The sequence below is a fragment of the Aliiglaciecola aliphaticivorans genome, assembly GCF_054782055.1.
Window position 1 is genome coordinate 104,750 of the sequence record NZ_BAAGTF010000021.1, and the last position, 26,918, is coordinate 131,667.

Sequence of the window (26,918 nt, forward strand, 5' to 3'; positions counted from 1 at the left end):
AGCTTATAAATCGGGGTACAGTACAGCCCTGACCGCGGTGCCTCCGCCCAGAGCAAGAATGGCTATTTCGGCCGAGTCATCTAATAACAGCACTTGATCACCGTCGTTAATAATATAATCACTTTCGATGAGTTCATAATCCTCTACGCCAAGTTGGGTGTGTAAGTACACATAACTTCTTAATATTGGGTAGCCATCATCATCGTAATACCACACTGGGTGTGTGTCGTCTTGCACGAGTTGCACGCCGGTGTTGTTAGTAAAGGCGAAACGGATCCCCGGCGAACCGTTCACGTACAACCACTCCATATAATCCGGGGTCAGTGTGGTGTAGGTGGTATTGTCGGCCACTATGTTGTATTCAGCTTCTAAGGCAAGCGTGATTCCAGTGACCTCGGGAAAGCTAAGGTCCTCACTGGCTGTAACTGCGTATTGGGAAAGTGTTAAATGGATCATGGTAGAGCCGCCAGGTGGTAAACAATCTAAACCAGGAAAGTTGACGCGATTAAAGCTAGTAAAATCATAGCTGTATTCGGTGTCATTAAATGAGTAGGCAACCGTTACCGATTTCGTTAACTCGGTACCGTCTGCTTTCATCATCTGCCAATTGTCGGTATCTTCCAAGCAGAGCTCGTAATCACTGGTATTGGAGATAGCAAAAGCCCCTTCTATGATAGTCTCAAAATAGGCTTCATCGTTCTCGCCGACGTAAGCAACGCCCTTGTCTACTGTGCGAGCATACACTTTTACATTGCTATCAATACTCAAGCTGCCATCGCCGGCACCGTCACCGGTTGTCACTATGGTCGCGGTTAGCGGTTTGGTAAATTTACTATTATCAACGCTTAACAGGCCAACACAGTTTCCGTCATCGGTGGTATAAGACAAGCCGCCATCTAATTGCGCTGCTGTGCTGGTCGCTAGGTTAGTGGCGCAAAACGTTGACTCAGTTGGCGCCTCAGAGCCCACCCAATCTGAGGTATCTACGTATTCATCACTGCTTAACCATTCGGCTGAGCCGCTAACTAAAATCGAATCGTTGCCGTCTTCCCAGATAAATTCTGAGTTAGCGAAGGTGATCAACTGCGCCTCGATATCAATAGTAATTTCGCAATTTACGGTGCATTCAAAGTTATATTCAACCCCGTCAACCACCGAAATAATGCTTGCTCCCGTGATGTTGGTGCCATCGGCAAAGGCAGCTACTAAAGCAAACCCATTATTGGGTGACGCGGTTAAATTGCTCAAGGTTTCAACAGAGTCAATATCTTCGCCACCCACTAAGAGAATAGACGTTTCAACGCCGGTAAACTCCACGTAGCCTACGGCGATGTCGCGAACCTCTAAGTAGTCCCAAAAATCGCTCAATGCGCCGTCATTACTGGTAACACTGAGGCTGGTCGAAGAACCTGTATCACTGTCAGAGCCACCACCGGTGTCAGTGTCGTCGTCACTGCCAGTGTCTGTGTCGTCGTCACTGCCAGAATCATCGCCAGTGTCCGTGTCATCGTCACTGCCAGAATCATCGCCAGTGTCAGTGTCGTCTTCACTGCCAGTGTCATCGCCAGTGTCTGTGTCGTCGTCACTGCCAGAATCATCGCCAGTGTCCGTGTCGTCGTCACTGCCAGAATCATCGCCGGTGTCCGTGTTGTCGTCACTGCTAGTATCATCGCCGGTGTCCGTGTCGTCGCTATTGGCTTCATCATCAATACTAGTGAGAGTGGTGTCTAAGTGCGCAACGGCATTGTCTATGGATACCATGCGTTCGTAGTTATATTCTAAGTGGCTGGCGAGTTGTGCGAGGGCAGCCGTGACTTCACTATTTTCGGCAAAGGCTGCGCTAGCAATATCAAAGCTAATGGTATAATTCTCAGCTTCTAGGCGCACGTTTTCACTAATCTCTATACCATTTGAGGGATCTCCGTCGAGATCCAAAGTTTGTAAAAATCGCGCAATATTAATGGCGATATCCGTAGAGTTTGTGGTTGCAAATGAATAGGGAGAAACAATGGCATCGCCAGTCACCGTGCCAAGTTGAATATTGCCTATCGAAAAGGTAATTGTATCACCTTCACTGTATAAAAATGTACCTTCGTCGTCAGTGATCCCCGAAGTTGTTCCCGTGGTGTATTGTAAGCCCTCTACTGCACTGTCTAGAAATACGCCCTCTATTAATTCACCACTGTCATCACTATCACTACAAGCTGTCAGTGTTAATGCGACTGAGGCACCAACGCAGATGCGCAAAAATTGATTAAACGTAGCTTTCACGATTTTTTCTCCCTAAATATTTCAGTGAACACAGTGCGAATCTATCCCCATGAAAAATATAAGTTAGCGCAGCGCTGATCAATGAAATTTACGCTCGTCGGTTTTTAAGTAGCGTTAACTGGCGTTAAATATCGCCGAGTATTTATACCGAGTTCACGGTGAAAGGAGATGTGTGGGCCATGAGAGATTGCAGTATTTAGCGTATCCAATATGTAAACGTATTGGTTTTACCGGGCTTGAAGTTTAGGCTACCGCCATCAGGAATTGATGGATATCACAGATTCGCAGTGGTAAGCAGTTTAGCTACCAAACCGATGGCTACTCCTTATTCGATACCAGCGTGTCTTACTTTTTAGATATACGTATTTAAGATTTTCTAGTGTATCTGAAAGGGCGCTAATCTGATCGATACTGAAGCCAAAGTACATATCTCGCTCCTCAAGGATATTACATCTGATCAACGTAGACAGCCACATGAACGTAACATGGACAGCCACAAACTAGACCCTCAGAAAACTAACTATGTTGAAGTTTGCTTAGTTGAGATTCGACATATTCTGCTTGTCAACTTTACCCAGATTTTCGGTCATTGCTTTTAAGAAATGCTTTTAGGCTGGAGTTACGTTTTGGTTTAAGTAGCCATATGAATAAACATTTCCATAGTAGGCATGGCTGAATACATTAATTTGAGACAAAAAGGCATTAATTTTACAAGGGGTGAGGTGCGCCCGCTTTATTCTTTTTTGGATGGTTCGCTGCAGTACTTGTAAAACAATTTCGAAAAAGCCGACAGTGAATAAGAACTTGTGACAAAGAGTTGTTTCCACGTACTTACTAAAAAATTTACTATTTCAAGGTTGGATGCCGATATATCACTCTATATTTCCCTGTACCAATTGCACTCATGGCCAAGTTACACCTATATTTGATGGCAAAGATGTTTCACAAAACCAATATGATGCCAAATTTCAGTAGCTTAACCCAAGCAATCAGCCGACTTTAAAGAAGGGCGCAGAGCTTATTTTATCGGTTTCACATCTGCCGGGAATGTATGAAGTGGCAACATGCCTTCTTGCGTCGCAAGGAACAGCACTACATGACTTGAAACCAATTCATATTGATATTCTCTAGCTGTCAGTTTTTTTTCAGTCAGAATTCGCTGTTTGTAGGCTTCGTGGTCTTCTGGAATGAGTTCAATAGTCATAAAGGACGCATAGCGTTTATTGTTAATTTGGGCTTTGTTTATAAGCGTTTCTGCTTCGTCTTCATCCATAGGCACATAGGCACCATGGGACCCTCTTCCTGATAATCCCATTTTGGGTCCGATGTACATAGTTTCAAACACAGCATATTTCTCTTTGAATTTACGGCTGTAATCACTGGGCGATGTGGTTACGATTTCACCATAGGGATAGAAACCATAATCAGTGAATAGCTGAACTAGAAAGCCTTTGTCGTCGAAGCTATATTCAGACATGAGCGACCAGTTAAGCACAGCAACACGGGTGATATGTTTCAATGGTTCGGCGTACTGCATAAGTTCAGGTATTGCTTCGTCTAAAAAGGTCCTCAGTAATCGTCTTTGCTCAAACGGATTGCCATTAAATACGCTACAACGGCTAAGTGAAAAATCTACGCTTTTCATATTTATATCGGGGCAGAAGTACTTGTGTATATGTGCAACCTCTGCAGAACTTAAAAACGCTTTTTTTACCCTTTCTAGCATCCAGTCTGCGCGGCGCTTGGCTAGAGCGACATCATAGGAGGGGGCACCGCCATTTTCACCTTTTGGGGTGGTTTTATACCACTTCACCAGTTCGTTTTTGTCAATAAATGAAGCAATGTCTAGAAAATCTCTAAGGGCTCGAAAACGTCCTTGCCAGTCAGGTACATTAGATGGAGTATAATTGGGTTGATAAGATGGCGCTGCTTTTGTCCCCGTGGAAAGAAGTCCGTTGCTGACCAGTGCTGGGATACCCTCATATACCGGCAAATGAAATGTTTTGTAGTTGAGGTTTTTGAGAGTAAAAGCGTGATCCGCGGTGGCCCATTGCTTACCAGCATTGCCTAACGGCTTAGCTGGCGGAGCATTGTGTGGTGGTTCCAACGTTTGGGTTGGCGCACCTTTAGCTACTTCATGCTGTTTAGATTTTTTTGTTGCTGGGGCAGGTGGTGTCACGTCGAATCGCTTCGCATTCTCTGCAATAATTGTTTGGCCATTCAACTTTAATCTTGCGCCACCTTGTGGCTTAAATAACGCGTTTACACTATTTCCATTCTCAAAGTGAATGCTGCCTCCCAATAGTTTTGGCTTTATGGCATAAAAATCAATAGTGTTTAACCCTAATGCACGGCACCTTTCCAGTTGTTTCTCATTGCGTATTTTCCCTTTTTTATTAACGCGATAGAAAGGAGAAAGAGATACCGAAAATGACATCTGAATTTTGTCTTCTAATGCGGTTACTACCTCAAAGGTACATGTCTTTCCATTTACCACTGCGCTAACAGTACCGAATTTAGCGGATCTTAAAAAAGGTGGGTTATTGGGGGTTGGCGGAATTTTAAGGGAATTAAAATTAATGATGATGTTTTGTTGTGAGTTTTCATCCGCCTGAATTCTGGTTACCCAAAAGCCACGGATACCTTTCGCAAATACCGAACTGTCCGGTAGGTTTACTGATTGGTTAGCCGATTTTGCAGAACTTGTCATGTCGCTCATGGTGTTACTAAGGGCATTGTGAGGTATTGCGTAAATCGTGACGATAAGTATTAGTAAAATACTACGAAGTTGTATTGGGGTCATGGTCTATTCCTTAGAGTTTACTGTGCGCTAGATACGCTTTCCTGTTCGCCAGTTGAAGGAAAAGTAAAGTTCATTAAATTGATTATTCGAGTAACAGTCGATCTGATCACTTGCCGACTCCCAAATAGGCATAAACGTTTTACCCCTCAATGTGGGATCAATGCTGTCTGCAAATATCCAATCGAGAGTTTTTATCTTAGCGAGGCAGCGTACACCGTTGTTTATGTATATTTTTTCCGCAAGTACCTCATCGACCTCTATCGCGTAAATGCTCGTTGCACGATCCAATATTTTGATTATCCCGGTTTCTGAAGAGGTGTTATTTTTATCGTAAAGCGCGGGGTTTTCGTATATTGCGGTATGCTTTAATAGTTGGGTTTTATCTTTTGGCTTGTACACACCGCCAGCATAAAAGCTCAGTGATATTTCAAGCTTGCCGGTGGCAAAGTTATAGCTACTGTTTCCATTAGAAATGATATACGCGTACGTACTATCAACAGGCAGCGAAGCGTTTTCGATAGCAGGAAACGCCTCGTTCATGAACGTTTGAAAGGTTCTTTTTTGCTCAAATTGATTGGCACCGTTTCCACCCCATCGCGAGGGCAGGCGTTTTTTTCCTGGTTTGCAATTATTACCGCAAAAATAATGCAAATAATACTCATCGTTGAAAAGCGCCCAGGGTAATACATAAACAACCATTCTCGAAAAAACATCATTATTTGGTATCGTGACATTTATATAGCGTCTTTTTCGCCCATCTGAGCGTTTGCGGTAATTATCATACTCGCGGTTTGGCTGTGCGTTACTTGCACTTACTGTATCCCGCTCGAAGTAAATTTTGTTTTGATGGTAGCCTACTAAGTTAAGATACGCATCTGTGTCTTCACCCTCTATTATCAAGGTGTCTTTATAGATTGGTAAACACAAAGGGCGAAACGCCGGATGGGTGGAAACCATAATGCGTTTGTGAACAGCGTAACCGTTTTGGGCAGTATCACTATGCTGACAATCGTATGCCATGTCTTTCTGCTTACTGTGGGAGACGAAGGCTATTTGAGATAAAAATATCGCGATGCTTACTGAAATAAAACTAGTATAAAATGATACTCGTTTCACTGCTCTTCTCCTTAAGGTCAGTACTGCATCTCATTATTGTGAGTAATCTAGGACGTGCCAAATAGAACAATAAATGTACTACAGTAAATAGCGTACCTCAACAAAAAGTACCTATTAACATGTATTAACATGGACAGCCATAAATTGTATGACTATTAACATGGACAGCCACAAACTAGACCCTAGGGAAACCCACATCAACTATGCTTAAGTATTCTTAACTCAAGGAATGAATTATGCCATTGGCAAGGAAGCGCCAAATCAGTCTTACAGACACCCCTTATTATCATTGCGTATCCCGCTGTGTTCGACGGGCTTTTTTGTGTGGCGAAGATAAACTGACCGGAAAAAGCTATGAGCATCGTCGCCAGTGGGTAGAAGACAGATTGTTATTTTTGACCACTGTCTTTGCCATTGACGTGTGTGCGTATGCGGTGATGAGTAATCATACTCATGTGGTATTGCATGTGAACTCTGACAAAGCAAAACATTGGACGGATAAAGAGGTTGCTCAGCGCTGGCATATGCTTCACAAGGGCACGCTGCTTTCACAAAAATTCACATCTGAGCAAGCTACTGAGCTTAGTGAGGCTGAACGCATCACACTTAATTCAACCTTATCGGTTTATCGAAGTCGATTAATTGATATCAGCTGGTTTATGCGAGAATTGAATGAGCCCATCGCCCGAAAAGCAAACCTAGAAGATAACTGTACGGGGCATTTTTGGGAAGGGCGATTCAAGTCACAAGCCCTGTTGGATGAATATGCATTAGCTGCATGTATGGTGTATGTAGATTTAAACCCCATACGGGCTAAAATGGCCACCACCCCAGAATCATCTCACCATACAAGCATAAAACGTCGCATTCATGATTTTAAAAAAGGGTATCAGCCAACGCCCCTCATGCCTTTTGTTGGTAACCCACAACAGCCACAACCGTATGGATTAACATTCGACTTAGTCGACTATCTAAAATTAGTGGACCTATCAGGGCGCAATATCAATCCTGACAAACGAGGGGCAATAGATATGAGTGAATCGCCCATATTGCAGCGTTTAGGATTCGACGAGCACAGCTGGCAAGATATGTTTTTAACCTTTGAAACACATTTTAGTGTGGCAGCCGGACAAACAGACACTTTAAAACACTACAAACGAAAGCGTCGGCAAACGAGTTCATTGGGTTAACGCCCTCCTTAATCACTTTTCATTTCAGGCATCTTTTTGCACAAGAGGCAGGCCTAGCCTCGCGCTAAATTCACCTCAATGATACTCAGTCACCAGAAATCGATGATTGCCGTATCTATTTACCTAAAATTCGAACGCGTTAAAACGTTTTGTTAAGCCACACTAAAAAAAATAAGTCGATATCACGAATACCTTAATAGTGCCTGTCCATGTTTAAACTCTAAAAAGATGCCTGTCCATGTTTAAAGTATAACTTAGCTTTTTTCCTTGATGAGCATGCCGTTAACTTTAGCAAAGCTTGCTTTTATGATCTTTCAGTAATAGTAGTTGGCTTTCAAAAATATCTTTATAAAGGTTAATGGCGATAATTAAATCCGCTCTGGACCCTGACGATGATACAGCCTCATCCATCGGTAAAACTTGAAGTAAAGAACCTAGCCGTACAAGCGGTGTCACATATGGCCTTGACCACTCACGACTAGCTTGGCTTGCGTGCAAGTATAAGTTTGTTAAAGAAGCATGGTTCACAAGTTCAGCGCGTAAAGATTCGTTGTTTAAAACGCTCATATCACCGTTGGTTATAAGCTGCTGGTATGTATCTGAATGGCCTTCAGGAGGGGGCAAGTTGAATGCCGTTTCAAAGAAACTTTGCATCAGCTCCAAATCCGTACCTTTGGGATAATTGACAATTTGTTGCTGGAACTTTTCTATTATCGGTGCGTTAACCTCAAGAAATTCAATATACTCGTCGGTATTTTTCTCAAGCATCGTAAAGTCGGAGTGTAACCGTTCTATGATTTGTTGCTCACGTTTGTTGTCTTTGCGTTCTTCATTCCAACTGGTGATTTGAAAGGCAATCAAGATGCCGGCCACGACTATGAAAAAATCGATGGCAACAGCAAACCAATTCTGTTCTTTGACGTGTTGTGAAATTCTTCGTAATAACAAATCGAATCCCTCCTGATGTGTTTGCCAAGCTTAGCACAGTAGTTTTGCAATAAAGAATACAATAATAAAGAAGACACCCACCTTTTAAAAATGATCTTGAAAACAGATTAATGGGTTATAGAAAGGCTAAAATTACCTCCGTTTTGGTATAGTATTTACAGTGCCAATATGACTTTTAAGTTTAAAGTTGATTGTGATGAAGGTGTAAGTCAGTGCAATTAAAAAGTAAAAAAAACCGTATATCAGAATTTATTCTCTCGTTGTTGGATAAAACCTCATACACTAGACATGAGCTGGACAAAATAATTGTCGGTTCAATTAGTCGTCGATATTTGTCTGAGCCGATGTATGCGGTAGATCACTTACGAAGAGCACTTGTTGATTACGGATACATGTCAAAGGATCCTGTTACCGATATTTACACCATAACAGAAACAACCGAAAAGCTGCAGGTACAGCATCATCGTATTGAAAGTGGACTGCAAAAGGCAATAGACGACGTACCCGAGGTGAAAGTGCAGTGTGAGTTTTGCGATAATAAAGCTAAGCCATCAGCAATGCTGAACCACTATTATAAGAAGCATTCACTGAAGGATTATTTAGATACGATTAAACAAGAGTTTGGTAATTCTTACATCAATGGTTAACTAATATCGCCAATTACATTGTGTGTCTTTAATCAACGACTGACCTGGTATCTGAAGAAGGTAGAGACGTGTCATATCAAGGTGACAGGAATCTGAAAAGCCATGATGACAGCCTTGATTGCAGCCTTGATTGCAGCCGATAGATTGCAGCCCTAATTACCTGAGTAATAGTGACACGAAAACTGTGTTAATCAAACTTGCGCTTTCGTTGCTTTAGTCACTCTTCGCGCTTTTTTCTCTGTTTTATTTTATCCCGCCAAACAGAGACAACGATTGCAACAATTATGGCTACAAACAAAAAAGCAATGCCCACTCCAGACCAAAAACACAATTGCTCGTAAACACATGGTAAGCCAATTTGAATTTCAGTGTTGTTCACAATTTTTGCTTACTCCAAACGTAATACTTTGTGCCAATTCGCCAGATGTAAGTGACTTATCATTCTGACCATTTTTACTCTTGATAGAGTAGACCTGTTTTTTGTCAAAAACCTTTCTGTTTCTGCATTATTGCGATCAAATTCAGTAGGAATCAGTAATATTAGGAAAGTCGACGACACTAAGTAGATTCAAATTTTACTTTCAAAAGCAGGGAGCCTCTTAAAAGTTTTGAAAGAATTTAAACGTGCTATTAACTCAGTAGTTTATCCCGTTAAACATGACCTAGATCAATATATAAGGCTGCCTAAGGCGTACACTGAAATTGTCAAATTTAAACCATAAATATGAGGTAAATTGCAGCATGCAAGTAGAAAAACATACGCTTAGTCATGATCTTCCAGAGCATAAACACACTATCCGTCATCTTAAAATGAATGATAGACACTTTGTTAAACAATTTGATCAGTATCATGATGTTAATAAGGAAATTCATCACATCGAAGAGCAAAATGAAGCTGTTTCAGATGATTATTTAGAGTCGTTAAAAAAACAACGAGTAGTACTTAAAGATCAATTGTTTGCGCAAATAACTGAGACTGAGAAAGCGCTCTAATTTTTAGCAAGCTTTTTGACAATGACAAGGCGGGTATAAAATGAAAATGCACAAAGGTTTAATGGTTTTCTCTGTTTCCCTTCTGCTTTTTGGCGTTATGTTCATCCAGGGATGCACCAGTCAGATGGCCACTAATCTCAGAAAAGTTACTTACCCGCCAGATTTTAAATACGTTGAACCGTCGAAATTGCGTTCAGATATGGATCGCCTCGCACAACAAATGCGTGTTTTAGAGTTTGCGTTAAGCCAGCAACATGAGCCGCAAAGTGTGGGGTTTGCTAATCAACAGCAGCAAGTATTAACTACTTTACACAATATTGAAAAGATTGCTTCTGGACTGCGTGCTGGAGATGCGGGTGCCAGTCACCCTTTTCTGCAAGATTATATGCGTGACTTTGTCAGTAAAGTTGATAATGCACGCATTGCCGCCTCTTTAGAAAAACCGAGTTATTATTTGGCTGGTAAAGTGTCTGGCGCATGCACTAATTGTCATAGTGTAAATCGCTGAAGCAGTTAGAAAGTGAGTGGTTATGAACTACAGCTAAATGCTTCTTAGTGATGTTGATTAGTCACTAACTTTAAAAAAGCCCCTACCTCTTCAACCCTTGTCACCCTATAAGCGTGACAAGGGTATTCGGTACCGATTAATCAAATTCTAAACACAGGTTTTACTAGATAGCTGAAAACTGAAATATACTTTATGGAGTCTTACTTTTTCGCAATGTTGCTCTTTTTTAAGTTTTCAATATCGGCAATAAGATACGCCACTGAGGCTTTATTCAGACCATTATATATACCTCGTACATGACGATTTTGGTCAATGAGTAGCAGGCTTTCAGTATGCAGAAAATCATCTGTATTTTGAATGTTACCTAAATCTTCACTGGCAAAATATGCGGATTTAGCAAGTGAATATATTTCGTCTCTATTGCCAGTGGCTAAGTGCCATTTACCACTAACTATGCCATTGGTATTGGCATAATCCTTCAATAGTTCCACTGAATCAGACGTTGGTCTAATGGAGTGTTGAAGAATTTTCACCTCAGGATCATCCAGAAATTTTTCTTGAACCGCTATTAATTTCGATCGAATTGAAGGACAAATTCCGGGGCAGGTGCTAAAGAAAAAACCAGCAACATAAATTTTATTTTCGAAGGTTTTTTCGCTGACTTCTTTACCATCTTGATCCGTAAAACTAAATGGTGGAATTTGATGAAAGTTTTCAAGCTCTTTACTATCCGGCTCTAGCCAGATGGGCGTAAACTCTTCACTGTTGTAGTAGGGCAAAGTATCAGACGCGTGGGTAAACGCACTTAAAAGCAATCCACTAAAGAGAATTGCTTGCTTGATTTTGGTAGTAATCTGGTGAAATGATTTCATTTTCAACCCCAACACAGTTATTTGCTTTTCTGAGACCATAAATCCGCCCATTTTTATATTCAAAATTGGAAAATAGTTTTCCGTTTAATCGCCAGGCTTGTTGCAACCCTATGGGTTTGCCCGCGAGATAGTTAAATTTCTTAAACTTCGCCCCGTTTCTGTACCAGCGCCATGCCGTGCCCTCAACTTTGCCGTTAATATAAACAAAATGAGATCGTCGATTGCCGTTGACCCACCATGTTTTGGTGTCACCATCACGTTTGCCAGAAACATAGTGAGATTCGTACCCTAAGGTTCCATTTGCAAACCATTTGCGTGCGAACCCCTGACGTCTTCCATTCACAAATTCATCGCTGGTGGCTACATTTCCTGCTGGGTGATAACTTCGCATATCACCGCTAAAGGGTTCATTTTGGTATACCCGCTGCCCTTTGCTGTTAATGGCAATTTCTGATTTATCAACAACAAGTGGGGTGACAGGGATAAACGTCTTCGCCGCAGCAATGGCAGTTACTATCAGTACCGCCAACACACATATTGAGTGCGGGCCAAAGCAAAAGCCGTTTTGGCGACTAGTTGATATCACTCGGTGTACCCTGAAAATTACCTGGGAAAATTAAATAGTAGTCACCATTTAAATATTGTTCGGTTGATACGTGATAGTGATACTCTGCATCTTCTTCTGTTCCGCCGGTATATAAGGTGACTGAAGTATGCCCGTTAGACTCATCAAGATCTGTTGGATAGCCAGCTGTCGAATAGCAACGTCTGCCAAATATAAAAAAGCCATCAGCCATAATACCAACCAGTGAATCATCATCATAAGACACTGCTTTTGGCTCTAAATGGTAGTGGTAGGTTTGAGGGCCTGTGTGCGCGCCGTTGCGGTCAAAACCCTGAATGACACCTAAGGAAACATCACCATTACCTTCTGAGTCGTTGAATATGGGAGCGCCACTTATGGCAATACCAATAGCGCCAAGAGGTGTGGCTGAAGACGTGGCCGCAAGCTCTGGGTTTACGGGAACCGTTAAATCATAATCATTAATATAATCTTCGATATCCCCTGGTGAGCGTTGCTGATCAAATAATTCAGCATCTTCAGGTTCAACATATAAACCGCTTTCGTTGCCAGAATCCCAGTATGAAGAAGTGTGATCAGGTTTACCTGCTGACTCCAGCGCTACCGTGCAGCCATCTTCAGATAAAACAACAGTGACGTTTGGCGCTGCTACAAATTCAAGAAATGCACTCGATAGTTCAGTCATCGGCGTGTCGCAGGAACTGGTGTCTGAACCTGTATCCGTTCCTGAATCTGTTCCCGTTCCCGCATCACTGTCGTCTTGGGTAAGCGCAGTATCTGATGAACTTCCGCCGCAGGCTACGAGCAATGACAGCATGCTGAACACACAAACTATACGCAATGGATTTTCTAATTTAAACATAATCGCTCGCTCCGGCCGCTTTCGTTACACAGGGCGGCTTTATTTGTATTAATAAGGTCAATTCATGTGCAATTTAGCATTAAATAAAAATGTAGAATGTGCATTTTCAGAGGAGATTTACCTACAATAAATTGCACTTTTCAGTGGACAGCTATTAAATTTCGTTGTTTAAAAGTTTTATCTCCACAGGTTTACAGTGGTTCGTGTGCTAGGTAACCTTGCTGAATTGAAACCCTAACCACCTTGCTATTAGCAATCTAAGAGAAAATAGATGATACCCATTGAAACTTTACTGATGTTTTTGGCTGCGTCGGTGGCGCTGTCTTTTGCGCCAGGCCCAGATAATATTTTTGTGTTAACCCAGTCAGCACTCAATGGTCGAAAAGCGGGGATTTTAGTGACCTTAGGTTTGTGTACAGGCCTGTTTGTACATACCGCTGCGGTGTCATTCGGTGTTGCCGTTATTCTTCAAACCTCGGCACTGGCGTTTAACATTCTTAAAATCGTGGGCGCTGTTTATTTATTATATTTAGCCTTTCAGGCTTTTCGAGCCGGTGCCGCTGGCTTAGATGCTAAATCAAATACCCAATTGCCTTGGCGACAACTCTATTCACGAGGCATCATCATGAATATTACCAATCCTAAAGTGGCGATATTTTTCCTTGCTTTTCTTCCTCAATTTGCCGATCCCGACAAGGGTTCTGTTACCTTACAAATGGTAATTTTTGGTGGGGTTTTTATTGTTACGGCCCTAGTTATCTTTAGTTTGATTGCCTGGTTTGCTGGTTATCTAGGAGAATGGCTAAAAGGATCTACAAAAGCCCAGGTGGTAATGAATCGAATTGCAGGAACTGTTTTTAGCGCCCTTGCGTTGAGGCTTGTTTTAAGCGAGCGTTGATATGCTTCTGCCATTTATCGCTTGTGGGAACATGAAGCTAAGCCACGTGCTCTATCGCACCAGATAGTCATGAAAGCACAATCAACCCATATTCATGAAAGCACAAAGGAGCTTTCCTGTTCTATATCTTAGAATGCCACAATTTGTTGGCCATATGATTGTTGTTTGAAGGATGTCTATGAAAACTATTTTGTCTGCGCTGATATTCAGTGTGTCGTTATTTTCTACTTATACGCAAGCCGATGAAACTATCTTAGCGGGTGGTTGTTTTTGGTGTATGGAGTCTGATTTTGAGAAGTTAGATGGGGTTACTGATGTCGTATCTGGCTTCACCGGTGGTAGCTCACCAAACCCAACATACAACGGCAATCACCGCGGGCATTATGAAGCGGTCAAAATTACCTATGATGCCAATGTGGTGACTTATCAGCAAATATTAGATCATTTTTGGGTAAACATTGACCCCTTCGATGCTCAAGGACAATTCTGTGATAAAGGCCATAGTTATTTGAGTGCAATTTTTGTTGCTAACGATGAAGAGCGGGGGATAGCTGAAAAATCAAAAGCGGCTGTGCAGGCTAAATTTCCTAGTCAGAAGCTGGTGACACCCATATTAGCGGCTACCCGTTTTTACCCAATTAAAGGCGATGAGATTGGACATCAAGATTTTTACAAAAAGAGTCCGGTTCGCTACAAAATATATCGTTGGAATTGCGGACGTGATCAACGTTTAGAAGAAATCTGGGGCGACAAGGCTAAGCATTAAATTTGCTACAAGTCAGCAGTCAGGGGTTTCGCAGTGCTGTTAAAGGCAAAGGGGGTAGGTTTTTACCTTTTAGTCAATGTTGGTGGGCTTATTTGCTGATTTGGTGGGGTTAAGATATATTGCTTTTCATATCAAGAATATCGAAAAAGTTAACTTTTTTAACAATGTAGGGAAGGGATATTTTCTTATCAAATAAACTAAGTTGAATGATTTATTGCTAACTTTTTGATTTTAAAGGCCTTATATGTCTAAACGTTTGCCGCCGTTAAACACGCTATGGGTATTCCTCACCGCTTCTCGTTTATTAAGTTTTACTAAAGCCGCCGATGAACTCTTCATCACCCGGTCTGCTGTCAGTCGGCAGATTAAAAATTTGGAAGAGTATTTTGGGTTTAAATTATTTGAACGCCATAAAGTGGGTTTAGAACTGACTGAGCAAGGCGTTATTTACGCTAACTCCATATCGAATGTTTTTGCAGATTTAAAAGTTGCCACTGATACAGTCCATCACGGTAGCGAAAATCGAAAACTAAAGTTGGGGATTTCTGCTACTGTTAATTCTACGTGGTTGATGAGTCGGCTATGTCGGCTTGAACAACATCACCCTGAACTGACATTGTCATTTTTTACTAACAGTTTCGATACTGGTAAAGATTCAATCGATTTTTCAGGCGAAAATATGAATGCGGCGATTCGTCTTGGAACAGAAGAGCAATGGCAAGGTTGTCACTTCGACAAACTCATCGATGTCTATGTGCAACCTGTGTGTTCTCCGTCTTTGCTTGATGAATCTCATAACCCTGAGGACATCTTGGATTTAGCCAACTACAATTGGTTGCACTATGGTCACTTGTCAAAATTATGGGCTCAATGGTTATCGAATAGTCGTTATCCTGCTTTGCAAACAGACAAAAAAAATATTGTTTTAGACAATGTTGCTGTGGCGACGCAAGCGGCTGTTGATGGTTTAGGCATTATCCCAATGTATCGACCATTAGCTGATCCCCTTATAAAGGAGGGAAAATTAGTGGTTGCTCATAATTATATGATGCTAAAAAAAGAGTCATACTACTTTGTTTGCCCTGAAAATTATAAAGATAATCAAACACTAAAAATCTTTCGAGACTGGTTAGTTAACGAGTCTGAGCAAGCACAACAACAGTGGGATAAAGAATTTTTAGACTAATACTCTAGGCCTATTGGGGCAGCCTAGCTAGATGCCGCCCATACACAGATATTTGATCTCGATGTAATCGTCGATACCGTATTTAGACCCTTCTCTGCCGTTACCGGATTCTTTTACTCCGCCAAAAGGGGCTACTTCTGAAGAAATAATGCCTTCGTTTATACCTACAATGCCATTTTCTAAGTTTTCGGAAAATCGCCAAATTCTTGCGTAATTTTGGGTATAAACATAAGAAGCCAATCCCGCCTCAGTGGCGTTGGCTAATTCAAGGGCCTGTTCTTCGGTGTCGAATGGAATAATTGGCGCAACAGGGCCAAATATTTCTTCATTAAATATACGCATCTGAGGGGTAACATTGGTCAAAATGGTAGGCAAATAATAATTAGAACCCAACTCGCTTGCTGCGCCGCCTAACACCTTAGTTGCACCATTTTTTTCAGCATCTGTCACTAATGCATGTATATTTTGTACGGCATCGGTATTAATCAACGGACCCATAGTGACGTTTTCGGTATTGCCGTTTCCTACTATGAGTTTTTTGGTTTGTTCAATAAACTTTTCAGTAAATTCTTGATAGACGCTTCGTTGCACCAAAAACCGGTTGGCACAAACACAGGTTTGGCCAGCGTTACGAAATTTGGATGCAATAGCACCTTGAACAGCTTGATCTAAGTCAGCGTCTTCAAACACAATAAAAGGCGCGTTGCCGCCAAGTTCCATTGAGGTCTTTTTAACCGTATCGGCACATTGTTTAATTAATAATTTCCCAACCTTAGTGGAGCCTGTAAATGACAGTTTTCGCACTAGTGGATGATCTGTTAACGCTTTGCCTATCTCTATGGCGTCAACTCCTACTACGATAGAAAGTAACCCTTTAGGCAGACCTGCTCTATCGGCTAACTCTGCTAGGGCCAGCGCACTTAATGGCGTAGCTTCTGCAGGCTTGACCACAACAGCACAACCGGCAGCCAATGCTGGCGCCACTTTGCGAGTGATCATCGCATTTGGAAAATTCCAGGGTGTGATGGCTGCAACTACACCAATAGGTTGCTTAACCGTTAACAGTCTTTGATTTGCATTGTTACTTGGAATGATATCACCGTAAATACGTTTGGCCTCTTCTGCAAACCATTCAATATATGCAGCGCCGTACTGTATTTCCCCTTTGGCCTCAGCTAAGGGTTTCCCTTGCTCTGCACATAGAATTAACGCCAAATCATCAATGTTCTCCATGATCAGGGCATGCCACTGTTTTAATATTTGAGTTCTATATTTGGCTGTTAGTTGACGCCATTTTTGCATGGCATTTTGGGCACACTTTATCGCTGTATTAGTATCATTTTTGTTGCCGCTAGCAAGCTTGCATATTTCTGTGCCTGTGGCCGGGTTGACTATAGGAAAGGTGTTTCCTGAGTCACCGTTCACCCATTCCCCATTTATAAAAAGTTGTGTTTTTAACAGCAACGGATCGTTTAGCGATAGCATTTTAACCCCATTTGATATTGGCAATAACGTTGATAGAGGGCCTTCCTTTCACTGAAGGCCCTGAATTGGCTGAAGGCTCTCAACCAGTTGAAGACCTTTATCTAGTTGAAGACTCCTCCAATGAAACTAAGGTTGCGCGGTAATGAGGTAAGCATTTTCCTAGCAAAAAGGCCGAGCCGCCCATGGCGATGGCTGAAACTAATATGATTGAGTAGCCAACCATGTCAGGTGAACCAAAAATGTAATCTGTCGATAAGGCTACCAATGTTGGCCCTAACCCTAAGCCGATTAAGTTGACAATGAACAAATATAAGGCACTGAATTGTCCTCGCATATTTGTCGGCACTACTTCTTGAATTGCTGCAGGTCCTAAACCCATCATAAAGTTTGCAAAGAAAGTTGAGATTGCCAATATAATCAAAATGATCGTTAAATCAGAAAGCAAAGGGTAAATCACCGTAGGAATGATACCTAAGATCATCGCCCACATTGCGACTCGCATTTTCGCATCAGTTTGACCTGCTCTATAACGTTTATCAGCAATAATGCCACCAACAATTACCCCTCCGGCACCACAAAACAGTACGATTAGACCGAATGCCATTCCGACTTCACCACTTGACATTCCGTGTACTCGAATCAAATAACTTGGCACCCAAGCTAAGGCTCCGTAACCAGCAGCGGAAGCTAGGGCTGCTCCAAAGTTATGTAAGAGCACGGTTTTTTTGTTTTTCTTAAAAAACTGAATAACTTCGGCGACGGGAACCGCCTTTTCTTGTTTTTGGTTTCGGGCTGGCTCTTTTAGAGTAAATAGTAGGGGTACTAATAGTAAACCCGGCAGACCTACCGCAAGAAATACAGCCTGCCAAGCATACACTTCTCCTAAAATAGGAATGGTGATTGATGAAAATTCCGCAGCCCATTGAATCACCATACCGCCTACAATCAGCGCCATGCCGCCGCCTAAGTAGATACCCATGGTATAGACTCCAATTGCTTTGGATAGGTGTCTTTTCTGCACACTATCGGCGATGAGTGAGTATGCTGCTGGAGATAATCCCGCTTCACCTACCCCCACGCCCATACGAGCAAAAAACAACGACCAATAACTTTTGGCTAAGCCACAAGCAGCGGTCATTAAGCTCCAAATAAAAATTGACCAGGCAATAATACCTCTGCGGCTTTTGCTATCAGCTAATCGGCCTAAAGGTAATCCCATGAGGGTATAAAATAATGCGAATGACAGGCCTTGTAACAAACTCATTTGCGTATCGCTTATGTCCAAATCTCGCTTCATAGGTTCAACTAGTAAACTTAGAATTTGTCTATCAATAAAGGAAAATGTATAAGCTAATAACAATATAAAAATTAAATAGGCCGCATACAGACCTTGTCTTGATGATTGTGTGGGTATAGAAGTTGTTTCAACCGAGCTTTGTGTTTTTTCAGTCATTTCACTATCTCATCTAAAAATTAGAAGGAACTAATAAGCGGCTTGATAAATGGCTAGAATATCTGCTTCGTTCATCGGTCTGGGATTATTAATCAACAATCGTTCTTGTTTCATCGCATCTTTCGCTAGCATTGGCAAAGCGTCTTCATTTACTTCTACACTCGCTAAACGATTTGGAAGGCCAATATCGGCAATTAAATACTCTAAATGTTGGATGAAAGCCTGTGCTTTTTCGTTATCAGACCCAAGGTTCGCACAATCTTTAGGAATAATAACGTCGGCTAATTCAGCATATAAATGCGCTGCAGATGACATATTAAACTTCAGTACATGGGGTAATACCAATGAATTACTCAAGCCATGAGGAATATGGTAATGACCACCCAGTGGATATGCCAAAGCATGAACGGCCGCTACGGGTGCATTGGCAAATGCTTGTCCGGCTAAGGTTGCACCTAACATCATGTTAGAACGAGCGGTTAAATCTTCACCTTGATGCACAGCCGTTTGAATATTGTTTGCCATTAATTTTAACGCTTGAACGGCAAGCATATCTGAATAAATGCTTTTCTTAATTTTACTGGTGTAGGCCTCAATGGCATGGACCATGGCATCAATACCAGTGGCTGCAGTAATATGTGGTGGGAGTTTGACTGTTAGTGTTGCATCTAGCAACGCAATATCGGGCAGTAATACACTAGATACTATTCCCATTTTCATGGCTTCACCTGCGGTCACAATGGAGATAGGTGTCACCTCCGAACCTGTACCAGCAGTCGTTGGAATTTGAATCAGCGGTAATCTTGAGTTTTCAAGTTTGTCGATACCAAAGACGTCGTTTAGGGATTGCTTAGAGTCAGTAAGTGCAGCGATTAACTTTGCCGTGTCTAATGAGCTACCGCCACCTAGACCAATTACCCCGTCAATATTATTGTTTTTGGCAAACGCTAAAGCGTTTTCAATAACTTCGGTAGGTGGATCAACCTCGACGTCACTAAAGAGTACATAATTGATTGCACTATTTTCTAAACTCGCAATCATTTTTTGATGTAGCCCTAGTTTTACAATTCCCGGATCGGTAACCAGTAACACATTCTTGATGTTGAGGGTTTGACAATATAGCCCTAACTCAGATGACGCGTTCGGTGCATTAATAATTGACTTAGTAGTATTGAAAACAAATGACATATTTTTAACTTATTGTTGGAAAGAGGGGGAAGCCCCCTCTTTGATTTCTGCAATCATGGTATCGAATTTAGAATGCTAATTTCACTTTCGCATAGAGCACACGGCCTAGTGGGTTATGTTGTTTAGGATCATAACTTAAGCTGCCTTCAGCAATATAAGCACGTGGTGGCATTTCATTGAGTAGGTTTTTAACACCTAAGGTTAATATAGCTTCACTGTCATCGGTAATATAAAAATTAGCCGAATATTGCATATCTACAGTTGTAAATGCGTCTACTGTTGAACTTTCGTTTGGTAAAGCGGACACATCTACTCCAGTGTCATAGCTTGAAACATAGTTAACATTAATTGAAGCTCTTTGGCTTTCACCCAACCAATTAAAGTTTACAGAGCCTTTGGTTTCAGGCATTGAGCGAGCAAAGTTATCAATATTAAATGAGCCAGCCGCTTCAACTACTTCACCGTTATCTTTAGTCAGTTCGTACGAATTAAAATGCGATGCATTTAAACTAATATTAAACTGATCTGATAAAGTCCATGTCGATTCGAAGTCAATACCTTCAACACTTACCGACGATGAATTGAAGTAGTTAACTTTGACAGAAGATAAGAAACCAGCATCAGTACGAATAATATCTACACCATTTGGATCATCAATCAACTTCCCCTGAGCATTTTCAACAGTGATCAAATTGGTATAATCAACACGCCAGAAGTCTACTTTAAAATCCAAGTTATCAGTTGGTTTAAAAATCAAACCTATATTGTAGTTGTCAGATTCTTCAGGCTTTAAATCCTCGTTACCAGTAGCGATAACACCAACAAAGGCACTGGATTTTGCGGTACCGTCATCATTGTAATCGGTAATACTGGTAATAACTGCCGAAGAAGCATTTTTCTGTGATAACGATGCGTCTCTAAAGGCGGTACTTGCAGATGCGCGCATAATCCATTGATCAGATATTTGCCAGCGAACGGCTATTTTCGGATCGACACTTGAATCATTTTCTAATTTTTCGTAACGCAGTGCCGCTTTTATTTCAATGTCTTCTGTAACAGGGATAACACTTTCAGCAAACAGGGCAAAGGTGTTTTTATCAGCATCAACTTCTGACAAACCTTGTAGAAAGATTAAATCAACTGGGATAGGGTTGCCTTGGTCATCAAATTTGATTTCATTGACATCATCGGTTTCAACTTTAAAGCTTTCAGTTCGCGCTTGAATACCAGCCGCAAAACCAATTGTTCCGGCTGAAACTTCATATAAATCACCGCTAACAACCGCATCGAGTACCAACAAATCGGTGGTTTTCTCTGATTCTGTCATATAGGTAAAGTCATCGATAACGGATTGGCTAAGGCTAGAGCGATCAAAAGGGTTAAACAGCTCATCGTTATTCGGACCACCAACCCCTGCTAATGCTGCTACTAGTCTTGATTTCAATTGGTCTTGCTGATACTGCTTATAGTTATTTTTACTGTAAGTTAATGCTGTGTCCCAACTCCAACCATTATCAAAGTCACCTACTAAACTTAACGAGGTGCGGAAGGTATCATTTTCACGGGGTGATAAAGCGGGTTCATAATCAGCTCCTAATGGTCGACCTAACCAAACGACACCGACACCAAATGGGTTACCTGAGTCTGTAGGACCAATGTATGGAAATGTTAAGTCCGGGTAACTAGGTGATTGAGGGTTATCTTTTACCTCATTTGAGCTCCAACTAAGATCAGCAGATAAGGCAATTCCGTTGTCAAAATCATGAGATATATTGCTATACAGTTGTGCACGGGTTTCAGTATTCACTAAGTTATATAAAGGCCCATAATTAAAACCACAGCGTGAACCATATGCTTGGGGAATTATCATGCCTAAGGTATCATCTAAGCAGGTGGGGTCAGGTACATTTTCATAGGCACCATAGCTCCCAGCGTAGGGTCCATCGGCTACCTCAGCATTAGCCAAAAGTAAGAATGAATTACCCAAAGAGCTAAATGCTACATCACCTAACTCCGGTCTATCAGCAATGGTTAGCGGTGTTCTGTCTAAGTAATGCCCCGATACTACAATCGAGGTGTTGTCAAATTCAGCTCCCCACAAAAAACCTATGTCAGTGTCTTTTTGACTACTATCGTCGGCTTTGCTAATTGAAGCGTTAATTTCAAACCCTTCAAAATCTTTACGTAATATAAAGTTAACTACACCGGCAATGGCATCCGAACCATAAGTAGAAGCGGCACCTTCTTTTAACACTTCAACTTGCTCAATAGCATCAATAGGAATATGACTGGTATCCACAAATACACTGCCATCATTGGTCAGTGCTCCTGAAATTGTTTGACGACGACCATTGATGAGCACCAATGTTGAACTTAAGCCTAAGCCGCGTAAATTCACATTACCTGTTCCTTGGCTAGCGGCTTGTGAAAAAGAGTCAGCTTGGTTTTCAGCACCAGAAGAAATAGCTAATTTTCCGATCAGCTCTGAAACCGTGGTGGCACCGGTAGATTGAATGTAATTGTAATCTAGTACTTGTACTGGCTCGGCGGCATCCACTGAGGTACGTTTAATGTATGAACCTGTAACTTGAATTTTTTCAGGTTCGTCTTCACTACTTGTGTTTTGTTGAGCACTTGCTGAGAAAGCTAGTGCAGCCGTGATAGAAATAGCGAGTAACTTTTTTGTAGTTAATATTTTAGTTGTTTTCATAAATTGTGTCCCGAAAGTGTGTGTCCTGAAAATTCGTTTTAAAACAAAACGCGTCTTACTAATTTTTTGGCCTATTAGCTCTGGTACATCACTGAATTGAGCACCATCGCGCACTCAGTGACAGCGTCTTTTGATTGTTGCAATACGCCAAAGTTGATAAACCCATGAAACATGTCGGTATAACAAGAGTGTTTCACTGCTACACCATTTTCGGTGAGTTTATCTACAAACATTTGCCCTTCATCCCTAAGGGGATCAAAGCCACAAGTTAAAATAAATGCAGGAGGAAGGTGTGCAAACTCCTCGGCATTTAATACGTTAAAACGGGGATCGTTTTCATCTTCTTTACTGATGTAATGTTGGTGAAACCATTTTAATAAATTTTCAGTTAACAGCAGATCTTTAGAGAATGCCTCTCGACTTGGAGTGGAATTGTTACCGACAATACTGGGATAGATTAATAACTGAAAATAAGGTTTAAATTTGTTTTTATTGAGTAAGCAATAAACGATAGCTAAATTAGCACCTGCACTATCCCCCCCTAATCCAATGCGTGTTGAATCAAGCTTTAGAGATAGTGCATTTTCCACAATCCAATCTGTAGATTCTTGGGTGTCTTCAATGGCTCCAGGAAAGACCGTTTCTGGAGCGAGTCGATAGGCAACGGAAATAATCACAACATTTGATTGCACACATAGTTGTGCAAGGAATTTGTCATAAGAATGAATGTCACCAAGGACAAAACCTCCCCCATGAAAATAAATAAGTGTAGGGTACAGATTTTCATGTGAGGAGGCTGGCCTATAAACTCGCGCTTCTAATTCATGGTTTGCACACGGAATGCTTATATCTTCTCTTGTGATATCGGTAACATCCTCATGTTCGTAGGGGTTCTTCCGAAATTGTCTAACATATTTAGGTTCGAATTCGTATGCTGGAGGTAAAGAATGAATATAGTTAAGCACTTCTTGAGCATGGTCATCAAGACCAGTACTTGATGCTTCGGCTTTGTCTGAGACATTTTCTTTTGCTGTATTTTGACTGCCAAAAAATGTTTCTTTTTCAGTCTGACCTATTTGTTTATTTGCATCTTTTGACAACATTATTCCTAGCCACTGTTATTTTTTTGTTATTTTTTTGTTTTTTGGAAGTGGTAGTTTTTACATCTTAAAAATTGCGCGCTCAAGTAACATATATGAAACACCCTGTTGACATATACTCAACAGTGATGAAAAGTTTATTTGAAACAGTGGGTTATATTATGTTTTTGTATGGTTGCAAGCTAGTTTAGGTAAATAAATTGTTTGATTTATTTTGTGGTAAGTGACAAGGCCAATAACAAATAGAGGGATTATTCTTAATGCTTGTTGAATAAAATACCCAGCAAAGCCAGTTAAATTAAATGGATGGCTAGGGTCTGTAGAAAGCCGATAAAAACAAATTAGCAAAGATAAACGCAGGTTTACCTTTGCTGTGGTATTTAATAGTGAATGGCACGCTAATTTTGTTACGTCTTAAGGTGATTATCACCCTAGTTCCCAGGCATTGAAATGTAACCTGGTAACTGTTCTATTCGATCCATCCATGCGGTGATATTGGTGTACTTAATCATTGTGATATTTCCCTCATGGGCGAGGGACACATAGGGGTATACCGCACAGTCTGCTATTGTTGGTCGACCCGCCGCCAACCAGTCATTGTTCAAAAGGTGGTTATTGATTAACTCTAGAATTCGCTCGGAACGCTGCGCACACAGGGCCATATCACTTTGTATGTTGAATTTCTCAATGAGTCTTGCAGTGTTGGGGCCGTGTTGAATTTCATTTGCCGCAACTGACAGCCACTGCATCACATCCGCTTTTAGGTGGGGTTCACTTGGCCACCATGCCTCACCGCCAAATTTACTGGCTAAATAGACTAGTATGGCTTGGGCATCTCGCAGAACCACTTTGCCATCCTCTAAAATTGGAATTTCCCCCCATGGATTTAAGTCAAGTATGTGTTTTTCCTTATGTTCACCTTGCATAAAATCCACAGGAACTATGGTCAGAGGTATCTCTGCTAATGAAGCAAATAACCTTACTTTGTAACAGTTTCCTGAAAGTTCTAAATCATATAGTTTCATTGTTTCCTTCCTCAGGTAGTAATTGATTAAATTCAAGAACGTTTCCATCTGGATCGCGAATAAACAGTGATATTCTCCGTGGTCCTAGTCTTTTCGGTCCTTCAGTAATCATAATTCCCTCTTTTGCTAACCATGCTTGGAATTCACTCATGTCGTTAATAATGAATGCTGGATGGGTAACACCGGGTCGTTTAATTGGTTCGTCTAATAAGACATTCTTTTGCTCTTTTGATTTTGCGCCGTTAAATATCAGATTAATTCTGACGCCAGCGGAGGTGACCATTTCATTGGCTTCACCTTCTGGGATCCGATAGGTTTCTTTAAATCCAAGGCGTTCATAAAAATGGATTGCAGTTTGTCTGTTGCTAACCCTAATTCCAACATGATCATAAGCAAGGGCTGCCTGAGGATTGATAGGGGGCACAAAGCTCATTTTTTTGTCCTTCTGTGTTTAAACTTAAACTATGACACTTTGTGATTTAAAAGATAATACGGTAAATTTGGTAAAGATATTTTCATAAAGTGAAATAATAATGGATCGATTAGAAGCGATGTCAATGCTGATAAAAGTCTTGGAAGCGGGCAACTTCTCTAAAGCGAGCAAAGAGTTGAATGTGCCTTTACCAACATTAAGCCGGAAAATATCGGAACTAGAGGCTCAACTGGATGTTCGCCTGATACATCGAACCACGCGAAAACTGTCATTCACTGAGTCTGGGCTTGAATATATCAAGGCTTGTAAACGCATTCTGGAACAAGTAGAAGAAGCTGAAAGTGATTTAAAAGGCGAGTATTCAGAGCCTAAAGGGGATTTAGTGATTACGGCTCCGGTCATGTTTGGTCGCTTATATGTTTTGCCAATAGTGACGGAGTTTTTATCTTTGTATGCCAATATAAATGTGCAACTTGTGTTGGCTGATGGAAATGTCAATTTGTTTGAAGATGAGGTGGATATGGCGATTCGCATTGGTAAGTTACCGGATAGTTCCTTAATCGCAACACCAGTCGGAAAGATGCGTATCGTTACTTGCGTCAACCCTAGCCTGTTAGAGGAGTATCCGCCGTTAGCTTCCCCAGAGGATTTAGCTGGTTTTCCTTGTGTGACGTTAAAAACGAATATGACAATTCCCCATTGGAGTTTTCGACTTGCTAAGTCTACTTCCCCCGTAAGTATGAATATTGCCTCTCGTTTAACGGTTACCGACAGTGAATCAGCCGTGTATGCGGCAATAAATAAAGTGGGGGCGACACAGCAACTTCATTACCAAGTGATGCAGGGGGTGCAAGCAGGTACTCTAAAAATCGTCTTGCCTGAATTCGAACCAGAATCTGTGCCTGTGCATTTACTCCATAAAACCAGAAAGTACATGCCGCAAAAAATGAAAAGCTTCCTTAATTTCGCAGCTCCCAAACTAAAAGATCGTGTTCAGGCACTTTCTTCTTAAATGAAAGGCCATTACATTTTCTACCCTTACAGGTAAAACTCTATTCGCTTCATTTTTCAATTTAACATTGGCAATGGGACTAAGTATTGTCCGTCCACTGTACGTTACTTTCGTTTTTTATTGCAGCCTTTAGTAAATCGATTAAAGGTAAAGCACGGTGAGAAAGGCTAACATCAGGCGTTTCTTCGTTATCGTCAGTAAGCTCTTCTGATTCGGCGTGTTGCGTTGCTACTCCGAGCGCAGTCTCCAGGTTCGCAAGAGCTGCAGGGACATCTTTTGCTAGAATTGCACTGGGTACCGTGCCGCTATGCCCCATCATTTTTAGTAATTGCACTGCAATATCTCCGAACATAGTAATGTTGGCACCTGCTTGACTGGAAAAGATTATTAACATGATGATTTAACTCTTCGGGTTGTTCGAAAATGTAAGATAAGTGTACACCATACAACACCCTATACTTCAACTAACGAGTTTCACGGCATTGGGTTAAATACCTTCCTATCTGAAGTCTAAACATCGAGGTTATAAAGGAATTATAAAGACACCCATGTTTAGGAGTTACCAAGAGAGTTACCAAGACACCCAGGAGGAGATACCAAGACACCCATGTTAAGGGGGGGAGCTTCGATTGGGAATTATAAAGACACCCATGTTAAAAAGAATTATAAAGACACCCATGTTTAGGAGTTACTAAGACACCTATGTTTAGGAGATACCAAGACACCCATGTTAAGGGAGGAGCGTGAGCGTCTAGCAAAGACCATCTCGTCAGTTCATATTTAGCACCGCACAATGTCGTTTTTGATGATCAGTCGGAGACATTATGCGCAGAGAGCGTCGAACGAAAGAACAATGGCAAGCGATATTT

Annotated in this window: 23 protein-coding genes; 8 read left to right on the forward strand and 15 right to left on the reverse strand. The window is 41.4% G+C overall.

Annotation, left to right across the window (positions count from 1 at the left end):
* Nucleotides 1-3: 3 nt before the first annotated feature.
* The 3 genes from ACYVIL_RS12790 to ACYVIL_RS12800 form a co-directional block, all read right to left on the reverse strand.
* Complete coding sequence (locus ACYVIL_RS12790; protein ID WP_460312684.1) at nucleotides 4-2,271, reverse strand: hypothetical protein; 2,268 nt, start codon at nucleotides 2,269-2,271, stop codon at nucleotides 4-6.
* A 1,018-nt stretch (nucleotides 2,272-3,289) separates the two neighbouring features.
* Nucleotides 3,290-5,074 carry a hypothetical protein gene (locus ACYVIL_RS12795; RefSeq protein ID WP_460312685.1) on the reverse strand — a complete coding sequence of 595 codons (1,785 nt, stop codon included), beginning with the start codon at nucleotides 5,072-5,074 and terminating at the stop codon, nucleotides 3,290-3,292.
* 27 nt (nucleotides 5,075-5,101) lie between these two features.
* Nucleotides 5,102-6,190, reverse strand: coding sequence for a hypothetical protein (locus ACYVIL_RS12800; protein WP_460312686.1), 1,089 nt, complete (start codon nucleotides 6,188-6,190; stop codon nucleotides 5,102-5,104).
* 236 nt (nucleotides 6,191-6,426) lie between these two features.
* Here ACYVIL_RS12800 and ACYVIL_RS12805 point away from each other — a divergent pair, with 236 nt between their 5' ends.
* Nucleotides 6,427-7,380, forward strand: a complete 954-nt coding sequence (locus ACYVIL_RS12805) for a transposase (RefSeq protein WP_460312687.1) — start codon at nucleotides 6,427-6,429, stop codon at nucleotides 7,378-7,380.
* A gap of 288 nt (nucleotides 7,381-7,668) precedes the next feature.
* On the opposite strand, the gene ACYVIL_RS12810 is transcribed toward ACYVIL_RS12805, so the two are convergent.
* The gene (locus ACYVIL_RS12810; RefSeq protein WP_460312688.1) at nucleotides 7,669-8,328 is read right to left on the reverse strand and encodes a DUF6090 family protein; all 660 of its coding nucleotides are present in this window, start codon (nucleotides 8,326-8,328) and stop codon (nucleotides 7,669-7,671) included.
* Nucleotides 8,329-8,540: 212 nt separating this feature from the next.
* Here ACYVIL_RS12810 and ACYVIL_RS12815 point away from each other — a divergent pair, with 212 nt between their 5' ends.
* The 3 genes from ACYVIL_RS12815 (at nucleotide 8,541) to ACYVIL_RS12825 (ending at nucleotide 10,476) form a co-directional block, all read left to right on the forward strand.
* Complete coding sequence (locus tag ACYVIL_RS12815) at nucleotides 8,541-8,975, forward strand: hypothetical protein (protein ID WP_460312689.1); 435 nt, start codon at nucleotides 8,541-8,543, stop codon at nucleotides 8,973-8,975.
* Nucleotides 8,976-9,716: 741 nt separating this feature from the next.
* Nucleotides 9,717-9,968 carry a YdcH family protein gene (locus ACYVIL_RS12820; RefSeq protein WP_303475065.1) on the forward strand — a complete coding sequence of 84 codons (252 nt, stop codon included), beginning with the start codon at nucleotides 9,717-9,719 and terminating at the stop codon, nucleotides 9,966-9,968.
* A gap of 40 nt (nucleotides 9,969-10,008) precedes the next feature.
* On the forward strand, nucleotides 10,009-10,476 hold the full coding sequence (locus ACYVIL_RS12825; protein ID WP_303475064.1) for a hypothetical protein: 468 nt from the start codon (nucleotides 10,009-10,011) through the stop codon (nucleotides 10,474-10,476).
* 200 nt (nucleotides 10,477-10,676) lie between these two features.
* Here ACYVIL_RS12825 and ACYVIL_RS12830 read toward each other — a convergent pair whose 3' ends face one another.
* The 3 genes from ACYVIL_RS12830 to ACYVIL_RS12840 are packed head-to-tail and all read right to left on the reverse strand — an operon-like array spanning nucleotide 10,677 to nucleotide 12,793.
* A complete protein-coding gene (locus ACYVIL_RS12830; protein ID WP_460312690.1) occupies nucleotides 10,677-11,348 on the reverse strand; it encodes an SCO family protein in 672 nt (223 codons plus the stop codon).
* Nucleotides 11,296-11,934 (reverse strand): toxin-antitoxin system YwqK family antitoxin, encoded by a 639-nt coding sequence (locus ACYVIL_RS12835; protein WP_460312691.1) that lies wholly within the window; start codon nucleotides 11,932-11,934, stop codon nucleotides 11,296-11,298. Before ACYVIL_RS12835 ends, ACYVIL_RS12830 begins: the two co-directional genes overlap by 53 nt.
* Nucleotides 11,921-12,793, reverse strand: coding sequence for a YHYH protein (locus tag ACYVIL_RS12840; RefSeq protein ID WP_460312692.1), 873 nt, complete (start codon nucleotides 12,791-12,793; stop codon nucleotides 11,921-11,923). The genes ACYVIL_RS12835 and ACYVIL_RS12840 overlap by 14 nt, the downstream gene beginning before the upstream one ends.
* A gap of 271 nt (nucleotides 12,794-13,064) precedes the next feature.
* Between ACYVIL_RS12840 and ACYVIL_RS12845 the strand changes: the two genes are divergently transcribed.
* The 3 genes from ACYVIL_RS12845 (at nucleotide 13,065) to ACYVIL_RS12855 (ending at nucleotide 15,643) form a co-directional block, all read left to right on the forward strand.
* Nucleotides 13,065-13,691 (forward strand): LysE family translocator, encoded by a 627-nt coding sequence (locus ACYVIL_RS12845; RefSeq protein ID WP_460312693.1) that lies wholly within the window; start codon nucleotides 13,065-13,067, stop codon nucleotides 13,689-13,691.
* 178 nt (nucleotides 13,692-13,869) lie between these two features.
* Complete coding sequence (gene msrA, locus ACYVIL_RS12850; RefSeq protein ID WP_303475056.1) at nucleotides 13,870-14,457, forward strand: peptide-methionine (S)-S-oxide reductase MsrA; 588 nt, start codon at nucleotides 13,870-13,872, stop codon at nucleotides 14,455-14,457.
* A gap of 244 nt (nucleotides 14,458-14,701) precedes the next feature.
* Nucleotides 14,702-15,643 carry a LysR substrate-binding domain-containing protein gene (locus ACYVIL_RS12855; protein WP_303475055.1) on the forward strand — a complete coding sequence of 314 codons (942 nt, stop codon included), beginning with the start codon at nucleotides 14,702-14,704 and terminating at the stop codon, nucleotides 15,641-15,643.
* Nucleotides 15,644-15,670: 27 nt separating this feature from the next.
* On the opposite strand, the gene ACYVIL_RS12860 is transcribed toward ACYVIL_RS12855, so the two are convergent.
* The 7 genes from ACYVIL_RS12860 to ACYVIL_RS12890 all read right to left on the reverse strand — a co-directional run bounded on the left by ACYVIL_RS12860 (nucleotide 15,671) and on the right by ACYVIL_RS12890 (nucleotide 25,037).
* Nucleotides 15,671-17,128 (reverse strand): NAD-dependent succinate-semialdehyde dehydrogenase, encoded by a 1,458-nt coding sequence (locus tag ACYVIL_RS12860; RefSeq protein WP_460312694.1) that lies wholly within the window; start codon nucleotides 17,126-17,128, stop codon nucleotides 15,671-15,673.
* Nucleotides 17,129-17,225: 97 nt separating this feature from the next.
* On the reverse strand, nucleotides 17,226-18,581 hold the full coding sequence (locus tag ACYVIL_RS12865) for a spinster family MFS transporter (RefSeq protein WP_460312695.1): 1,356 nt from the start codon (nucleotides 18,579-18,581) through the stop codon (nucleotides 17,226-17,228).
* Between the two features lie 30 nt (nucleotides 18,582-18,611).
* On the reverse strand, nucleotides 18,612-19,769 hold the full coding sequence (locus ACYVIL_RS12870) for an iron-containing alcohol dehydrogenase (protein ID WP_460312696.1): 1,158 nt from the start codon (nucleotides 19,767-19,769) through the stop codon (nucleotides 18,612-18,614).
* Nucleotides 19,770-19,836: 67 nt separating this feature from the next.
* Nucleotides 19,837-22,479, reverse strand: coding sequence for a TonB-dependent receptor plug domain-containing protein (locus tag ACYVIL_RS12875; protein WP_460312697.1), 2,643 nt, complete (start codon nucleotides 22,477-22,479; stop codon nucleotides 19,837-19,839).
* Between the two features lie 74 nt (nucleotides 22,480-22,553).
* Nucleotides 22,554-23,579 (reverse strand): alpha/beta hydrolase, encoded by a 1,026-nt coding sequence (locus ACYVIL_RS12880; RefSeq protein ID WP_460312698.1) that lies wholly within the window; start codon nucleotides 23,577-23,579, stop codon nucleotides 22,554-22,556.
* 431 nt (nucleotides 23,580-24,010) lie between these two features.
* Nucleotides 24,011-24,604, reverse strand: coding sequence for a glutathione S-transferase family protein (locus ACYVIL_RS12885; RefSeq protein ID WP_216048649.1), 594 nt, complete (start codon nucleotides 24,602-24,604; stop codon nucleotides 24,011-24,013).
* Nucleotides 24,591-25,037 (reverse strand): VOC family protein, encoded by a 447-nt coding sequence (locus ACYVIL_RS12890; protein WP_216048650.1) that lies wholly within the window; start codon nucleotides 25,035-25,037, stop codon nucleotides 24,591-24,593. The genes ACYVIL_RS12885 and ACYVIL_RS12890 overlap by 14 nt, the downstream gene beginning before the upstream one ends.
* Before the next feature lie 100 nt (nucleotides 25,038-25,137).
* Between ACYVIL_RS12890 and ACYVIL_RS12895 the strand changes: the two genes are divergently transcribed.
* Nucleotides 25,138-26,049 carry a LysR family transcriptional regulator gene (locus ACYVIL_RS12895; RefSeq protein ID WP_460312699.1) on the forward strand — a complete coding sequence of 304 codons (912 nt, stop codon included), beginning with the start codon at nucleotides 25,138-25,140 and terminating at the stop codon, nucleotides 26,047-26,049.
* A 79-nt stretch (nucleotides 26,050-26,128) separates the two neighbouring features.
* On the opposite strand, the gene ACYVIL_RS12900 is transcribed toward ACYVIL_RS12895, so the two are convergent.
* On the reverse strand, nucleotides 26,129-26,443 hold the full coding sequence (locus tag ACYVIL_RS12900) for a DUF1840 domain-containing protein (RefSeq protein ID WP_460312700.1): 315 nt from the start codon (nucleotides 26,441-26,443) through the stop codon (nucleotides 26,129-26,131).
* Between the last annotated feature and the right edge of the window lie 475 nt (nucleotides 26,444-26,918).

Bases quoted from the DNA above. Each gene is read 5' to 3' on its own strand.
- ACYVIL_RS12795 (WP_460312685.1), bottom strand. From the start codon at position 5,074: ATGACCCCAATACAACTTCGTAGTATTTTACTAATACTTATCGTCACG.
- ACYVIL_RS12805 (WP_460312687.1), top strand. From the start codon at position 6,427: ATGCCATTGGCAAGGAAGCGCCAAATCAGTCTTACAGACACCCCTTAT.
- ACYVIL_RS12820 (WP_303475065.1), top strand. From the start codon at position 9,717: ATGCAAGTAGAAAAACATACGCTTAGTCATGATCTTCCAGAGCATAAA.
- ACYVIL_RS12825 (WP_303475064.1), top strand. From the start codon at position 10,009: ATGAAAATGCACAAAGGTTTAATGGTTTTCTCTGTTTCCCTTCTGCTT.
- ACYVIL_RS12830 (WP_460312690.1), bottom strand. From the start codon at position 11,348: ATGAAATCATTTCACCAGATTACTACCAAAATCAAGCAAGCAATTCTC.
- ACYVIL_RS12840 (WP_460312692.1), bottom strand. From the start codon at position 12,793: ATGTTTAAATTAGAAAATCCATTGCGTATAGTTTGTGTGTTCAGCATG.
- ACYVIL_RS12845 (WP_460312693.1), top strand. From the start codon at position 13,065: ATGATACCCATTGAAACTTTACTGATGTTTTTGGCTGCGTCGGTGGCG.
- msrA (WP_303475056.1), top strand. From the start codon at position 13,870: ATGAAAACTATTTTGTCTGCGCTGATATTCAGTGTGTCGTTATTTTCT.
- ACYVIL_RS12855 (WP_303475055.1), top strand. From the start codon at position 14,702: ATGTCTAAACGTTTGCCGCCGTTAAACACGCTATGGGTATTCCTCACC.
- ACYVIL_RS12860 (WP_460312694.1), bottom strand. From the start codon at position 17,128: ATGCTATCGCTAAACGATCCGTTGCTGTTAAAAACACAACTTTTTATA.
- ACYVIL_RS12865 (WP_460312695.1), bottom strand. From the start codon at position 18,581: ATGACTGAAAAAACACAAAGCTCGGTTGAAACAACTTCTATACCCACA.
- ACYVIL_RS12870 (WP_460312696.1), bottom strand. From the start codon at position 19,769: ATGTCATTTGTTTTCAATACTACTAAGTCAATTATTAATGCACCGAAC.
- ACYVIL_RS12875 (WP_460312697.1), bottom strand. From the start codon at position 22,479: ATGAAAACAACTAAAATATTAACTACAAAAAAGTTACTCGCTATTTCT.
- ACYVIL_RS12885 (WP_216048649.1), bottom strand. From the start codon at position 24,604: ATGAAACTATATGATTTAGAACTTTCAGGAAACTGTTACAAAGTAAGG.
- ACYVIL_RS12890 (WP_216048650.1), bottom strand. From the start codon at position 25,037: ATGAGCTTTGTGCCCCCTATCAATCCTCAGGCAGCCCTTGCTTATGAT.
- ACYVIL_RS12895 (WP_460312699.1), top strand. From the start codon at position 25,138: ATGGATCGATTAGAAGCGATGTCAATGCTGATAAAAGTCTTGGAAGCG.
- ACYVIL_RS12900 (WP_460312700.1), bottom strand. From the start codon at position 26,443: ATGTTAATAATCTTTTCCAGTCAAGCAGGTGCCAACATTACTATGTTC.